This window comes from Arthrobacter sp. MW3 TE3886 (assembly GCF_041262145.1).
Taxonomy (GTDB): domain Bacteria; phylum Actinomycetota; class Actinomycetes; order Actinomycetales; family Micrococcaceae; genus Arthrobacter.
The window spans coordinates 2,705,265-2,719,821 of the sequence record NZ_JBGCAN010000001.1; the positions used below are offsets into that span (position 1 = coordinate 2,705,265).

Genomic DNA, 14,557 nt, shown 5'->3' on the forward strand with positions numbered 1-14,557 from the left:
GACTCCATGAGCTTTAACGACAACGCCCCACTGGATCCGTCGCAGGTCCAGGACCGCCGCGGGATGGGCCGCGGCCCGATGATCGGCGGCGGGATCGGCGGCGGCATCATCCTGCTGCTGGCAGCCCTCTTTGGCATCAATCCCCAGCTTCTCGAGGGTCTGGCCGGCACCGTCCAGGACCCCCAGACGCAGAGCCAGGGCTCTGCCCCCGCCTGCCAGACCGGCGCCGACGCCGACGCCCGCCTCGACTGCAGGATCACCGGCACGGTCAACAGCCTGAACGCCTTCTGGCCGGCCTATCTGGCCCAGTACAACACCAAGTACCCGCGGCCGAAGGCAGTGATCTTCACCGGCGGAACCAACACCGGCTGCGGCGCCGCCACCTCGGACGTGGGGCCGTTCTACTGCCCCGTCGACACCACGGCATACTTCGATCCAGGCTTCTTCCAGGAACTCGTGGACCGGTTTGGCTCCTCCGGCGGCCCTCTGGCGCAGGAATATGTGGTGGCCCACGAATTCGGCCACCACGTCCAGAACTTGCTTGGCGACCTCGACCGGGCACAACAGGACCCCCAGGGCCCCGGTTCCGGAGGTGTCCGGGTTGAGCTCCAGGCCGACTGCTACGCAGGGCTGTGGGCCCACTATGCGACGACGCAGGCAGATCCCAAGACCGGCCAGCCCTACCTCGAACCCTTCACTGACCAAGATGTGAAGGACGCCCTGTCGGCGGCCTCGGCCGTCGGCGATGACCGCATCCAGAAGGCCGCCACGGGCCGCGTCTCACCGGAGGCATGGACCCACGGATCAAGTGCCCAGCGGCAGAAGTGGTTCTACCAGGGGTACACCACCGGGGACATCAACAAGTGCGACACGTTCGCGGTGGCAACGCCCTAGCCCCAGCGCTCAAGCCCCAATCCCGTGGCCTCACCCCCGGGGCCGGCCCCGGGCAGGGACCTCGAAGTAGCTGAAGAATCCGGCATGGCCCAGGTGCCGGTGCTTGGGATGCCACACCGGGCGGTACTGGTGCCCGAACGGGTCGGTCACCAGGACCGTGTCCAGCCGGTTGTTTCCGGCCAGGAGGCGGTCGACGTCGGCCAGCGCATTGCGCCGCGTCGCCAGACCGTCGATGTCCAGGCTCCAAAGCCCCAGCTCGACGTCGGTTCCGCGCTCCAGCTGCAGCGTTTCGAACAGGCCGGCCACGAGCCCGGCGAGCCCGACGGGATCAACACGTTGCAGCCGGTGAGACTCGGGATGCACCTCGCGTGCCTCCGCGAGGGCCTGGCGCAGCCAGTGGAACTCCACGGATCCCAGGGGCGGTCCCAGGCGCAGGTGGCGGTTCTGGTCCAGCTCCAGCCGGTACGTGGTGGCGCCGCGGTCAATGATGCACGGAGCTTCGCCGACATATTCGAAGTCGGCCAGGAGGGCGTCCCGGGAACGGTAGTAGGAGAACTCGCCGCTGTCCTCGACAACCACGAAGTCCCCGCTGGCACCGGAGGGCCGCGGCGGTGGAGTGGCATCCATATCCGTGTGCCTCCTGTTCGACGGCGTGCCCGGCCCGAAGCGTGTGGACCCGTTGTCTTTATCAGACCACCGCCAGGACCATATGGGAACGGCGGCGGGAACACCGGAACGGAATGACGACGGCGGCCCCGCCTCAGTGAGGTGGGGCCGCCGTCGTACGCGGTCCGGGCCAGGCCGGCCCGCCGTGCGCTCCTGCTATGTGTGCGGATCTAGATGTTGAAGCCCAGGGCGCGCATCTGGTCGCGGCCGTCCTCGGTGATCCGTTCCGGACCCCATGGCGGCATCCACACCCAGTTGAGCCGCCAGTCGTCGACGATCCCGTCCAGGGCCTTGCCGACCTGCTCCTCGATCACGTCGGTGAGCGGGCAGGCGGCGGTGGTGAGCGTCATGTCGATCAGCAGGGCGCCGTCGTCGTCCGAGTACTTCAGACCGTACAGCAGGCCCAGGTCAACGATGTTGACCCCGAGTTCCGGGTCGATCACATCCTTGAGCGCCTCTTCGACATCCTCGAGGCCCGTGCGGGCCACATTGAGTTCGGTCATTGCGGAGTCCTAACTACGCCTGGGCTGCCGCCGAGGCGGCAGCGATGGTGGCCGCCCCTGCGCCGGTGGCGTAGCGGTCGTAGCCTTCGTCTTCGAGGCGGTCGGCGAGCTCCGGGCCGCCCTCTTCCACAACCTGGCCATCGACGAACACGTGCACGAAGTCCGGCTTGATGTAGCGCAGGATCCGGGTGTAGTGCGTGATGAGCAGGGTGCCCATGTTGCCTTCGCCGTGGGCGCGGTTGACGCCCTCGGAGACAACCTTGAGCGCGTCGACGTCCAGGCCGGAGTCGGTCTCGTCGAGGATGGCGAACTTCGGCTTGAAGAGCTCGAGCTGGAGGATCTCGACGCGCTTCTTCTCGCCGCCGGAGAAGCCTTCGTTGACGTTGCGCTGGGTGAAGTCGGCGTCGATGCGCAGCTGCGCCATGGCAGCCTTGACGTCCTTGGTCCACGTGCGCAGCTTGGGGGCTTCGCCGTCGATCGCGGTCTTGGCAGTGCGCAGGAAGTTGGTCATGCTCACGCCCGGGACCTCGACGGGGTACTGCATGGCCAGGAACAGGCCGGCGCGGGCACGCTCGTCGACGCTCATGGCGAGGACGTCTTCACCGTCGAGGGTGATCGTGCCGGAGGTGACGTTATAGCGCGGGTGCCCGGCGATGGTGGACGCCAGCGTGGACTTGCCGGAACCGTTGGGGCCCATGATGGCGTGCGTCTCGCCGGTCCTGATGGTCAGGCTGACGCCCTTCAGGATTTCCTTGGTGCCCTGCTCGGTGTCAATGCTGACGTGCAGGTCCTTGATCTCAAGAGTCGACATGTGTCTTGTTCTCCTCTGCACCGTGCCCTCGGCACTGTGCGTTTTCTTGGCGATAAGTTTTCTTGTGCGGGTTGCCGGCTGCAGGCAGCTAGCTGAAGTTTGGAGCCTCGGCGCCGTTCAGGACGTTGGTGAAGTCCACGTAGACCTCGTCATCCACGACGGTCACGGCAAACACGGGAACAGGATCATAGGCTGGCAGCTGGAGCGGCTCGCCGCTGCGCAGGTCGAACTGGGATCCGTGGCCCCAGCACTCGATCTTGCAGCCTTCGACCTCCCCTTCGGAGAGGGAGATGTCCGCGTGCGAGCAGGTGTCGCCGATGGCGTGGATCTCCCCCATCGAGTCCTTCACGATCGCTACCGGGTAGTCGTCGATCAGGATCCGCAGCGCCTGCTTGAGTTGGATCTCGCTGGCGTTGCAGACCAGCTCGCCCTTTGGCTGTTCAGTCATTGATGTAGTCCGTGTTCTCTAGTGCTGGGCACTAGTGGTTGGTCGCCGCGAGTTCGCGCTCGACGGCTTCCGTGAGGCGCTCTTCGATGGCCGGAACGTTGATCTTCTGGATGATCTCGTTCAGGAACCCGCGGACCACCAGGCGGCGGGCCACCTCTTCCGGGATGCCACGGGCCATCAGGTAGAACAGGTGCTGGTCATCGAATCGTCCGGTGGCGCTCGCGTGGCCGGCGCCGGCGATCAGGCCCGTCTCGATCTCAAGGTTCGGCACGGAATCGGCGCGGGCACCGTCGGTCAGGACCAGGTTGCGGTTGGCCTCGTAGGTGTCGGTGCCTTCTGCCTCCTTGCGGATCAGAACGTCACCGACCCACACGGTGTGCGCGTTGCGGCCCTGCAGGGCGCCCTTGTACAGGACGTTGGACTTGCAGTTGGCCACGGCGTGGTCCACGAACAGGCGCTGCTCGAGGTGCTGGCCGGCGTCGGCGAAGTACAGGCCGAACAATTCCACTTCGGCGCCCGGGGCGGTGAAGCGTGCCGAGGGCGTGACGCGCACGAGGTCGCCGCCGAGGCTGACCACGATGTGCTTGAACTTCGCGTCGCGGCCGAGCTTCGCCTGCTGGGAGGAGGCGTGCACGGCGTCGTCGTTCCATTCCTGGAGCGAGATGACGGTCAGCTGCGCGCCGTCCTCAACGAGGATTTCAATGTTTTCCGAGACGACCGCGGTGCCCTGGTGGTCCAGGACGACGACGGACTTGGAGAACTTTTCCGCGACGATCACGACGTGCTGCGCCGAAGCGGCGGTGCCCTGGCCGGTCAGCAGCACGCTGACCTCGCCGTTCACCTGGACCTCGGACGGGACCGTGATGACGGTGGCCTCGGTGAAGTTCTCCCAGGCGTTCGCGGAGACGCGGTCCTCGGGGATGGCGGCGGAGCCGATCCGGCGGTCGTCACGGCCGACGGTCTCGACCTTGACGGTGTCCGGAGCGGTGACGCTCACGGCCGGTGCCGCACCGGTGAGGACCTCGGTGTGCAGGCCGCGGAGGCGCTTGAGCGGGGTGAAGCGCCAGTCCTCCTCCATGCCGGTCAGCGGTTTGAAGTCCGCCAGCTTGTAGGAGGTCAGGCGGCCCGCGCGTGAGCTGTCCGGTACGCCGACGCCGCCGCCGTGCGAGTGGCGCTTGACGGCTTCGCCGGCCAGCGGCGCCTTGGACTCAGCGGCGTTCAGCGGTGAGAGGCTTTCGCCTTCCTCGGTGAAGCCGTTGATGAACGGCTGGGCTGAGGGCGCGCCGATGCGGGCCTTTTCAGTAGTGATGTCAGTCATTAACCGACCGATCCTTCCATCTGCAGTTCAATCAGTCGGTTCAGCTCGAGGGCGTATTCCATCGGCAGTTCGCGGGCAATCGGCTCGATGAAGCCGCGGACGATCATCGCCATGGCCTCGTCTTCGCGCATGCCGCGGGACATCAGGTAGAACAACTGCTCTTCGCTGACCCGCGAGACCGTGGCCTCGTGGCCCATCGTGACGTCGTCCTCGCGGATGTCGATGTACGGGTAGGTGTCCGACCGGCTGATGGTGTCCACCAGGAGCGCGTCGCAGCGGACCGTGTTGGCCGAGTGCTTGGCGCCTTCGCGGACCTGGACCAGGCCGCGGTAGGCGGCACGGCCGCCGCCGCGGGCCACGGACTTGGAGATGATCGAGCTCTTGGTGTTGGGCGCGATGTGGACCATCTTGGAGCCGGTGTCCTGGTGCTGGCCTTCGCCGGCGAACGCGATGGACAGGGTCTCGCCCTTGGCGCCTTCGCCCACGAGGTAGACGGCCGGGTACTTCATGGTGACCTTGGAGCCGATGTTGCCATCGATCCACTCCATGGTGGCGCCCTCTTCGCAGATGGCGCGCTTGGTGACCAGGTTGTACACGTTGGTGGACCAGTTCTGGATCGTCGTGTAGCGGACGCGGGCGCCCTTCTTCACGATGATTTCCACGACGGCGGAGTGCAGCGAGTCCGAGGTGTAGATCGGCGCGGTGCAGCCTTCGATGTAGTGGACGTAGGAGTCCTCGTCCGCGATGATCAGCGTGCGCTCGAACTGACCCATGTTTTCCGTGTTGATGCGGAAGTAGGCCTGCAGCGGGATGTCCACGTGGACGCCCTTGGGCACGTACACGAAGGAACCGCCGGACCAGACGGCCGTGTTCAGCGACGCGAACTTGTTGTCGCCCACCGGGATGATGGTGCCGAAGTACTCCTGGAAGATCTCCGGGTGCTCGCGCAGCGCGGTGTCCGTATCCAGGAAGATGACGCCCTGGGCTTCCAGGTCCTCGCGGATCTGGTGGTAGACCACCTCAGACTCGTACTGGGCGGCCACGCCGGAGACGAGGCGGCTGCGCTCGGCTTCCGGGATGCCCAGCTTCTCGTAGGTGTTCCGGATGTCCTCGGGCAGGTCTTCCCAGGTTGCGGCCTGCTTCTCGGTGGAGCGCACGAAGTACTTGATGTTGTCGAAGTCGATGCCGGACAGGTCCGCGCCCCAAGTGGGCATGGGCTTGCGGTCGAAGTACTTCAGGCCCTTGAGCCGGAGGTCGAGCATCCATTCCGGCTCGTTCTTCTTGGCCGAAATATCGCGGACAACGTCTTCATCGATGCCGCGCCGGGCGTTGGCCCCGACGTCGTTCTTGTCGGCCCAGCCGTATTCATAGGTGCCGATTCCGTGGAGCTCGGGATTCTTTTCCAGAATCTCCGAAATCACAGTAGAGTCAGCAACCTTCTTCTCTGATAGTTGGTCCGTCATCACGGCCTTTCTTGGAGATGGTTGGATACTTCGTCCGGGTTGACCGGTGCTGCGGGACTGGGAGTCCCGACGGCGGCCGGACGGCCCGTAGGTATGTGGGTGGTGCAAACGTGCCCGCCGCGCGCCAGGGTGGACAGCCGGCGCACGTCGACGCCGACCAGCCGGGAGAACACTTCGGTCTCCACGTCGCAGAACACGGGGAACTGGGCAGCCAGGTGCTGGATGGGGCAGTGCCCCTGGCAGAGCTGGACGCTGGAGAGCGCGGCCGGGAGCGGGGCCTTGGCTTCGATCGACTGCGCCGACGCCACGAACCCGTCGCGGCTCAGGGCCGCGGAGAGAGCCTGGGCGCGGGCGGTGATGTCCGGTCCGGCCTGCTCGATCTCCGGTGCGTAGCGGCGCTCCATGTCGGCGAACCGCTCGACGGCGAACTGCCGCACGGCCTCGGGGCCGGCCGCCTCGCCGAGGCGGCGCAGCGCCACGGAGGCGATGTCGAGGTAGTCGTTGCCCAGGTTCGACTGGCCCTGGGAGCTCAGGACGTAGCGGCGGGCGGGCCGTCCGGCGCCGGCACCGGCGCGGGCAACCCGCTTGACCTCAATCACTCCGCTGCGCGCGAGGTGGTCCAGGTGGCGGCGCACGGCTGCCGGGGTGAAGCCCAGAAGGTCGCCGAGTTCGGCAGCGCTGATGGGTCCATGCTCCAGCACCGCATTCAGGACACGGTCACGCGTGCGCTCTTCGGCGTCGTGCGTGTGGGTGCCGGCCGCCGCGGGAACTACGTCCGGAACGGCCGCCACGTGTGCCCGGGCGGACCCGACGCGCGCGGCGCCGCGGCCGGACGGGACTGCGGACGCAGCGGCTCCGGACACAGAGGGACTCATGGAATACACAACACAATCATGTCGTAATTTAGTCCGGCATTCCAGTAAGGCATGGCTTGCCTGCGCGACCAGCCCCTCCGGGGGCGGCGTACTACATCGCGTAGAATGCTGTGGTGCGATCTCCCGAATCCCCCGTTCTGACCATCAACGGGCTTGTCAAGGATGTTGGTCCACTGCCCACCCTCGACGGCAAGATGCTGCGCGTGGTCAGCGGCCTCTCCCTCATCGCCGAACGCGGCCAGGTCACGGCCCTGCTCGGCGCCAATGGCGCGGGCAAGACCACCACCATCGAATGCGCCCAGGGGCTGCAAAAGCGCACCGCCGGCGCCATCAGCCTACTCGGCCACGATCCGGATTCGGCCGGCGCGGGCCTCCGCGCCCGGGTGGGGGTGATGCTCCAGGACGGCGGCCTGCCGCCGTCGGCCCGGCCCATCCCCCTGCTGCGGCACATCGCCGGCATGTACCAGGACCCCTGGCCGGTGGATGAACTCATCGGACGCCTGGGGATCGACTCTTTCAGCCGCACCAACGTGCGGCGCCTGTCCGGCGGGCAGAAACAGCGCCTCGCCCTGGCCGCGGCGCTGGTCGGCAATCCGGAGGTCCTGTTCCTCGACGAGCCCAGCGCGGGCCTGGACCCGCAGTCCCGCCAGATGGTCTTCGATCTCATCTCCGAATTGCGGAACAGCGGCATGGGCATCATCCTGACGACGCACCTCATGGACGACGCCCAACGCCTCGCAGACTACGTCTACATCATCGACGCCGGCCGCAACGTCGCCGAAGGCACCGTCGCCCAGCTCCTGCGCCACCAGCTGCCCGCCGGCGACGCGGCGCAGCACATCCGCACCTTGCTCTTCGAAACCGAACCCGGCCTGGACTTCGCCGGCGTGCTGCCCGACGGCGTCGACGTCACCGAGGCGCGGGCCGGCAGTTATGCCGTAACCGGAGCCCTGACCCCCGCCGACCTTGCCGCGATCACCGCGTGGTGGGCCCAGCGCGGGATCATGCCCAGCTCCCTGAGCCTTGAAGCGCGCAGCCTCGAGGACGTCTTTTTGGACATCTCCGGAAGGGAGATCCGATGACCCGCGTAACAGGTGGCGCCCCGCTGGAGAGCGCGCGCCGTGCCGGCGCGCCCCCTGCCGCGCACGGCAGCGCCCCCGCTTCCCTCCTGCGCCGCATCCTGCTGCAGGGGCAGTACGAAACCGTTACCATGCTCAGGAACGGCGAGCAGCTGATCCTCGCGATCGTGCTGCCGCTGCTGGCCATGGTCGGCCTGACCGTGACGCCGCTGCTGGACGGACTTGGTGCGAGCCGCATCAACGTCGCCGTTCCCGGCATCCTGGCCCTGTGCGCCATGTCCACGGCCTTCACGGGGCAGGGCATCTCCACCGGCTTCGACCGCCGCTACGGCGTGCTGCGCTTTCTGTCCACGACTCCCCTGGGCCGCACCGGCCTGATCGCGGGGAAGGTCCTGGCCGTCCTGGCGGTGCTGTTCCTGCAGGTGCTCATCGTCACCGCGGTGGCCATGGTGCTGGGATGGCAGCCCAACCCCGCGGGCTGGCTGCCCGGGCTGGCCATCCTGGTCCTCGGCGCCGCCGCCTTCACGGCACTCGGGCTGCTGGTCGCCGGGACGGTCCGGCCGGAGGCGACCCTGGCTATCACCAACCTGCTCTGGATCCTGCTTGGCGCGCTGGGCGGAATCGTGATCCCGGCCGAACGGCTCCCGGCGCTGGCCCAGGCCGTGGTGCATTTCCTTCCCTCCGGCGCGCTGGGCCAGGCGCTGAGGGATGCTTTCCTGTACGGCAGCGTCAATGGTGCCGCCGTGCTTGTCCTGCTGCTCTGGACGGCGATCGCCGGCGGCGCAGCAACCCGTTGGTTCAAGTGGAATTGAGAAAACTGTGAGCACGGCGTCACGAACTCCCCGGATTGTCTCCGGAATCACCTCCCGGCTGCCAGTCCGCGTCGACAAGACGATCAGGCGGCTCGCCGTGCTGTCCCTCATCGGCCAGATCGTCCTGGTGGTGACCGGCGGCGCCGTCCGCCTGACAGCCTCGGGCCTTGGCTGCCCCACCTGGCCGCGCTGCACGGAAGCGTCCCTGGCCACCACCCCGGAAATGGGGATCCACGGCATCATTGAATTCGGCAACCGGCTCCTGACGTTTGCGCTGGCGGCCGTCGCAGTGATGATGCTGGTCTACCTGTGGAACCTCCGCAGGGAGCGCCGCGACCTGTTCCTGCTCGCCCTCGGCCTGCTCGCCAGCATCCCGGCCCAGGCCGTCATCGGCGGCATCACGGTGCTGACCGGGCTGAACCCGTGGGTCGTGGGCCTGCACTTCCTCGTGTCCATGGCCCTCGTGGTCCTCGCGACTCTCCTGGTGAACCGTGCCTACGGCCGCACGGGCAAGGCCCGGACCGTGCAGCTTCCCGCCCTGCCGGGGGCTGCCCGCCCGGTGATGACCGCCGTCGCGGTCCTCTCCGCCGTGGCCGTCTGCCTTGGCGTGGTGGTGACCGGCGCCGGCCCGCATGCCGGCGACGCGAACGCCCCGCGCAACGACCTCGACTGGGACCTGTTCGCGCACATCCACGCTGTGCCCGCCTACCTGGTGACCGCAGGCGCGCTGTTCGCGTTGGTCCTTGTGCTCCGCGGCCGGATCCAGGGGCCGTTCCGCTCCGCGGTGTTCATGCTCCTGGGCGTCACGGTGCTGCAGGCCGTCATCGGCTTCACGCAGTACTACAACGGCATTCCGGCGCTGCTCGTCGGCGCGCACATGCTGGCGGCGGCGCTGCTGATGAGCGCGGCGACCAACGCCGCGGACATCGCCCGCTACAGCCCGGTGGACTAACCCGGTCGACTAATCAGCCGCAGCACCCCTGAACAAAGCATCGCGGGGTCACTTACCGCCCATCCGGCACGTCCGGACGGCCCGTAAGTGACCCCGCGTTTGATGTCTGTGTACCCGTCCGGGCGCTGTGGCAACGATGTTCAGTACCGCATTCACCTCCCGGGGGCTGGCCTTGACGGGATTTCCGGGTGGACTATGGGATGGCATGGACATGGATCGTCGCGGCCGCGGGCTTTCCTCGTTCGTTCCCGTGACGCTGACCGGAAGGCCTTCTCTGATGCAAGCGACAGAACCGACCGTGCCTCCTTCACCCTCAGCCCGCCAGCGCGCGGCGAGCCTCAAAGAACGCGTCTACATCATCTTCACGAGCCTGGCCGTGGTGTTGGCGCTTCGGAGTCACGCGGACGAGACCACGCCGCTAGCAGCGGCGGCGACGCTCAGTATCGTGGTGATCGGTTCCCTGCTGGGGATTTTCGTCGCCGATCTCCTGAGCCACCTGACAGTTCATTCGAAGCTTCCCACCGGTGACGAGCTGCACCACATGATCGCAGTCAGCGCGGACGGCCTCGGCGTCCTGGTCACTCCGCTGCTCCTCCTCACGGCAGCCGGCCTCGGCCTGTGGTCGACGGCCGTCGCCCTCGCGTGGGCGATCGTGGTCCTGGTTGTCTCGCTCGCCGTCGTCGGGTTCCTCGCGATCCGGCGCCTCGAGATCCCTCTGCGTCACAAGGCCGCCATCATGTTCGCCGAAGTCGTGTTGAGCCTGCTGGTAATCGGGCTTGAGCTGGTGGCCCACAATCTTTAAAGAGGCCCAAGGCCTCCCCCCATTCGACCTCAGGTTACTGGCCGGTCACTTGTCCAAACGGGAAAGCGTTCGGAATACTGGATGGTGTGGCCCCTTTTGGGCCTGCCCATTGGCCGGGCAGCCGCAGAGCCGGCGTCAGGTTTCGTCCAGCCAAGGCGGGAATACTTGGATAGGGCGCAGGACTGGCGCCGTAATCGCATCCATGGATAGAAGGACGGCTCGGTTTTGCCTTGATGCAGCTGGAATTGGAACCGGCCAGATAGAGGCAGCGGAGGATATGTGGCGTTACTAGTCGGCGAAAGGCCCGCACAGGCGGTCCAACATACTGCAAAGCTCCCACGGCTGGACGGCCTGGACGTTCTTCGCGGTGCCGCTGTTGGCGCCGTCCTGCTCGGACATTCCTGGCCCGGCATATTCCAAGGCGCCGGCATCGTGGGTGTCATTGCCTTCTTCGTGCTGAGCGGTTACTTGATCACCAACGTGCTGGTCGGCGACATCGAACGGCACCGCAAAATTCGTTACGGACGCTTCTATGCGCACAGGGCCTTCCGGCTGGTGCCGGCCCTGGTCTCTCTCCTGGGCGTATACGCCATCGTCGAATTGGCCACCGACGTCCTCGGTGACCGGTCCAAGGGAATCGTGGGGTACACCGTCCTCGCCGGTCTTGGCTACCTCAAAGACCTCCCCCTGCCCTTCGACGTCAGCATGGCGATCGGACCGCTCTGGACGTTGGCGGTGGAAGAACAGTTCTACCTGATCTGGCCCGCGCTCCTGGTGCTCGCCCTGCGGCGCAACCGCCAGGGACGGCTGATTGGCTGGTCCGCCGCCGTCGCCCTGTTCCTCATGTCCGCCAGTGTGCTGGCAATGGTGACCCTGGCCCCGCAACTTCACTCGCTGGTTTACGCACTCCCGACAACCTGGGGCCTGGGCCTGATCATCGGTTCCGCCCTGCGGCTCTACAGGGTCCATGTGTTCAGCTGGTTCACCGGCCGCTGGCCCAGGCGTGCGGCGCTGCTCGGTTCCGTGGCCGTCCTGGCCGCGCTGATCTTCTTCCCCAAGGCCAACGAAACGCCGGCCTTCATGTTCATTGGCGGCCCGCTGGCCATGGCCGCCTCAGCCGTCCTGGTCGCACTGGCCGCCTCCCGCACCGCAGTGATGCCCAAGTGGACGCGCCCGGTGCAGCTGCTGGGCACCGTCTCGTACGCCGCGTACCTCTGGAACTACGCCGTCATTCTCTGGCTCAACGGCGGCTCCACGGCCGATCTGCCGCCGTTCATCGCGGTGTCGGCCATCGTGGTGACCCTGCTCATTGCGGTCATCAGCTGGCACACCGTCGAACGGCTCGGCCGGATCGCGCGGGCCCGCTTCGACCAGCACTATTCGGCCCGGTACTATCCGGACCGGCAGCAGGCCGGCAGCGCCGCCTCCCGGCACGGTTAGTCGGCGCTGTTCGGTCGGTCCTGTTCAGCGGGTACCCGGCGCACCCGCGCTGCCCGCCCCGGGATCGTTCTCCAGCGTGCAGGCATCGGTGTTCGCCCCGCAGACGATCACCGCGACGCGTTCCCCTTCGGCGGGTGTGTACGCCCCTGACGTGAGCGCCGCAAACGCAGCCGCGGCCCCGTATTCGGCGGGGATCCGGTAATCGCTCCACAACTGTGAGCGGGCGGCGACGATGGCGGCGTCGTCCACGAGCACAGAGGTCGGCGGGACGCGTGAGGCGATGCTGAAGGCGATCCCACCCACCCGCCTGGCTCCGAGGGAATCCGCGGCGACACCAGAAACGGCCACATCGACCGGACGGCCGGCGTCGAGGGCCGCGTGCAGCGTGGGGATGGTGAAGGGTTCAACCGCGACGACGCGGGCCCGGCCCTCGGCAGCTGCCGCCACGCCGGCATACAGTCCGCCACCGCCGACGGCGACGACGATCGTGTCGGTGCCGGGCTCGTCCTCGAGAATTTCCTCAGCAAGGGTGCCCGCGCCTGCCGCGATTTCCAGTTGGTCGTACGCATGGCAGAACAAGGCACCGGTGTCTTCCACGCAGTGCATTGCGGCCGCGAAAGCCTCCGCGTACTCGGCTCCAACCTGCCGGACCGTGGCGTTGTACGCGAGGAGACGCTCGACCTTCACCCGCGGGGCGTTCTCCGGGACGAACACCGTCGCCGGCACGCCGAGGGCCGCGGCGGCGTACGCGTTCGCCAGACCCGCGTTGCCGCCCGACGCCGCCACCACGCCGACGGCCGGATCAAGCTCCCCGCGCTCCCGGGCGGCGAGCTGGCGGTTGAAGGCGCCCCGGGCCTTGAATACGCCCGTGTGCTGCAGGAACTCACATTTGAACCACAGCGGGGCGGTAGCGGTACCCCCGCGGAGCAACGGCGTGCGCCGCACGTAGCCACTGATGCGGTTCTGTGCCTGAAGTACATCGCTGCGGTTGATCACGGGCTCCCCCTGAGGTTGTCTCGCCTGGCCGGTTCGTAAGGATACCCCGGGTCCGAAAGGACCTTACCGCTGCTACAGCTGACGCTCCCCCACCACTGGTGAGGGAGCGTCAGGCAGATAAACGGAGGAATCAGCCGCCCATGATGGCCGAGCCGACGAAGGGGTCGACGGCCAGGGCAATGAAGAGCAGGGTCAGGTAGCTGATGGAGCCGTGGAAGACTTTCATGGCTCCCTTGTTGGACACGTCGCCCGCCTGGGCGCGGTTGTACAGCGCGTGCGACTCGTACAGGAACCAGGCACCGGCGCCGACGGCGGTCACCGTGTAGACCCAGCCAGCACCGCCGGCCGGGATCATCAGCAGCGAACACGCCACCATGGCCCAGGCGTAGAGGACCACCTGCACCGAAACCACTTTCGCACCGGCAATGGCGCCCAGCATCGGCACGTTGGCGTTGCGGTAGTCCTCGCCATAGCGCATCGACAGCGGCCAGTAGTGCGGCGGGGTCCAGAGGAAAATCACCATGAACAGCACGACGGCGGGCCACTCGACAGTGTTGGTGACGGCGGCCCAAGCAATCAGGACCGGGAAGCACCCGGCGGCGCCGCCCCAGACAATGTTCTGGGCCGTGCGCCGCTTCAGGATCATGGTGTAGATGACCACGTAGAAGACGATGGCGCCGAGTCCGAGCCACGCGGCGAGCGGGTTGGCCCCGAACCAGAGGATGGCGATCGCCGCCGCGCCCAGCAGCCAGGAGAAGATGAGGGCTTCGCGGGGCGTGACCTCACCGGTGACCAGCGGCCGGTTCTCGGTGCGGTGCATGAGCTTGTCGATATCGCGGTCGATGTAACAGTTGAAGGCGCCGGCCGAACCTGCCGCGAACGCGCCGCCCACAAGCGTCGCCAGGATCAGGCCGATCGACGGGAAACCACGTTCGGCATAGATCATGGTGGGCAGCGTGCTGACGAGCAGGAGCTCGATGACGCGGGGTTTCGTGAGCGCCAGGTAGGCCTTGGCTTTGCGGCCGAAGCCCATTCTTCCCGAGGCCGGGGAGGCGTTCAGCGGCGTATTAGTTGTGCTCACGGTGGCAGTCACTCTGTTCTGTCTGGCTGTGCAGTTCTGTCTGGCTGGGCAGCCCCGGGTGGATTTCGCAACGCACTGTGCTGCAGACCGGGCTCCGCGCTCGGCGCACGCCCGTGTCCTTGCCCCAGTCGAAGGCCACCACCCATCATACCGTGGAGCTCCGGGGCGGACGGCCGCCGAACGGCGCCCATGATTCCGGCGCGTTAACGCCGGCTCACCGGCCCCACGGCGGACGGTGATTCATATAAGCGAAATCAGGTCCAATTGGTGAGATATACGCTGACCACAAAGTGGAATGGGACTAGGCTGTCCTTAGATCAGCGCACACGGGCACGCACACAGGCACTTGCCGGACACGCGGCTCTGCATCTGCGTCTGAATGATAGATCAACGTTTCGATGGTGAACGGCTGGTACG

At 66.9% G+C, this 14,557-nt stretch carries 15 protein-coding genes; 6 read left to right on the plus strand and 9 right to left on the minus strand.

Annotated features, from left to right (window positions below; all coding sequences use genetic code 11):
- Positions 1–6: 6 nt before the first annotated feature.
- Positions 7–894: a neutral zinc metallopeptidase gene (locus tag ABH915_RS12295; RefSeq protein WP_370121622.1), complete on the plus strand. Its 888-nt coding sequence runs from the start codon at positions 7–9 to the stop codon at positions 892–894.
- 30 nt (positions 895–924) lie between these two features.
- On the opposite strand, the gene ABH915_RS12300 is transcribed toward ABH915_RS12295, so the two are convergent.
- The 7 genes from ABH915_RS12300 to ABH915_RS12330 all read right to left on the minus strand — a co-directional run bounded on the left by ABH915_RS12300 (position 925) and on the right by ABH915_RS12330 (position 6,978).
- Positions 925–1,521, minus strand: a complete 597-nt coding sequence (locus ABH915_RS12300) for a hypothetical protein (RefSeq protein ID WP_370121625.1) — start codon at positions 1,519–1,521, stop codon at positions 925–927.
- A 209-nt stretch (positions 1,522–1,730) separates the two neighbouring features.
- Positions 1,731–2,063 (minus strand): metal-sulfur cluster assembly factor, encoded by a 333-nt coding sequence (locus ABH915_RS12305; RefSeq protein ID WP_018772973.1) that lies wholly within the window; start codon positions 2,061–2,063, stop codon positions 1,731–1,733.
- A gap of 13 nt (positions 2,064–2,076) precedes the next feature.
- The gene (sufC, locus tag ABH915_RS12310; RefSeq protein ID WP_026537381.1) at positions 2,077–2,874 is read right to left on the minus strand and encodes a Fe-S cluster assembly ATPase SufC; all 798 of its coding nucleotides are present in this window, start codon (positions 2,872–2,874) and stop codon (positions 2,077–2,079) included.
- Positions 2,875–2,962: 88 nt separating this feature from the next.
- Positions 2,963–3,322, minus strand: a complete 360-nt coding sequence (locus ABH915_RS12315) for a non-heme iron oxygenase ferredoxin subunit (protein WP_026537380.1) — start codon at positions 3,320–3,322, stop codon at positions 2,963–2,965.
- Between the two features lie 31 nt (positions 3,323–3,353).
- Complete coding sequence (gene sufD, locus ABH915_RS12320) at positions 3,354–4,640, minus strand: Fe-S cluster assembly protein SufD (protein WP_370121630.1); 1,287 nt, start codon at positions 4,638–4,640, stop codon at positions 3,354–3,356.
- Positions 4,640–6,103, minus strand: coding sequence for a Fe-S cluster assembly protein SufB (sufB, locus tag ABH915_RS12325; protein ID WP_026537378.1), 1,464 nt, complete (start codon positions 6,101–6,103; stop codon positions 4,640–4,642). Before sufB ends, sufD begins: the two co-directional genes overlap by 1 nt.
- The gene (locus ABH915_RS12330; RefSeq protein ID WP_370121634.1) at positions 6,103–6,978 is read right to left on the minus strand and encodes a helix-turn-helix transcriptional regulator; all 876 of its coding nucleotides are present in this window, start codon (positions 6,976–6,978) and stop codon (positions 6,103–6,105) included. The genes sufB and ABH915_RS12330 overlap by 1 nt, the downstream gene beginning before the upstream one ends.
- A gap of 113 nt (positions 6,979–7,091) precedes the next feature.
- Here ABH915_RS12330 and ABH915_RS12335 point away from each other — a divergent pair, with 113 nt between their 5' ends.
- The 5 genes from ABH915_RS12335 (at position 7,092) to ABH915_RS12355 (ending at position 12,063) form a co-directional block, all read left to right on the plus strand.
- The gene (locus ABH915_RS12335; RefSeq protein ID WP_370121637.1) at positions 7,092–8,060 is read left to right on the plus strand and encodes an ABC transporter ATP-binding protein; all 969 of its coding nucleotides are present in this window, start codon (positions 7,092–7,094) and stop codon (positions 8,058–8,060) included.
- Positions 8,057–8,869: an ABC transporter permease gene (locus ABH915_RS12340; RefSeq protein WP_370121640.1), complete on the plus strand. Its 813-nt coding sequence runs from the start codon at positions 8,057–8,059 to the stop codon at positions 8,867–8,869. Before ABH915_RS12335 ends, ABH915_RS12340 begins: the two co-directional genes overlap by 4 nt.
- Positions 8,870–8,876: 7 nt before the next feature.
- Positions 8,877–9,821, plus strand: a complete 945-nt coding sequence (locus ABH915_RS12345; protein ID WP_370121643.1) for a heme A synthase — start codon at positions 8,877–8,879, stop codon at positions 9,819–9,821.
- 298 nt (positions 9,822–10,119) lie between these two features.
- Positions 10,120–10,623: a hypothetical protein gene (locus ABH915_RS12350; protein WP_231386236.1), complete on the plus strand. Its 504-nt coding sequence runs from the start codon at positions 10,120–10,122 to the stop codon at positions 10,621–10,623.
- A gap of 279 nt (positions 10,624–10,902) precedes the next feature.
- Entirely contained in the window at positions 10,903–12,063 is a 1,161-nt protein-coding gene (locus ABH915_RS12355) for an acyltransferase family protein (RefSeq protein WP_370121646.1), read from the plus strand.
- A 24-nt stretch (positions 12,064–12,087) separates the two neighbouring features.
- Here ABH915_RS12355 and ABH915_RS12360 read toward each other — a convergent pair whose 3' ends face one another.
- Positions 12,088–13,059 carry a threonine/serine dehydratase gene (locus ABH915_RS12360; protein ID WP_370121649.1) on the minus strand — a complete coding sequence of 324 codons (972 nt, stop codon included), beginning with the start codon at positions 13,057–13,059 and terminating at the stop codon, positions 12,088–12,090.
- Positions 13,060–13,189: 130 nt separating this feature from the next.
- Positions 13,190–14,152 (minus strand): heme o synthase, encoded by a 963-nt coding sequence (locus ABH915_RS12365; RefSeq protein ID WP_026266346.1) that lies wholly within the window; start codon positions 14,150–14,152, stop codon positions 13,190–13,192.
- Between the last annotated feature and the right edge of the window lie 405 nt (positions 14,153–14,557).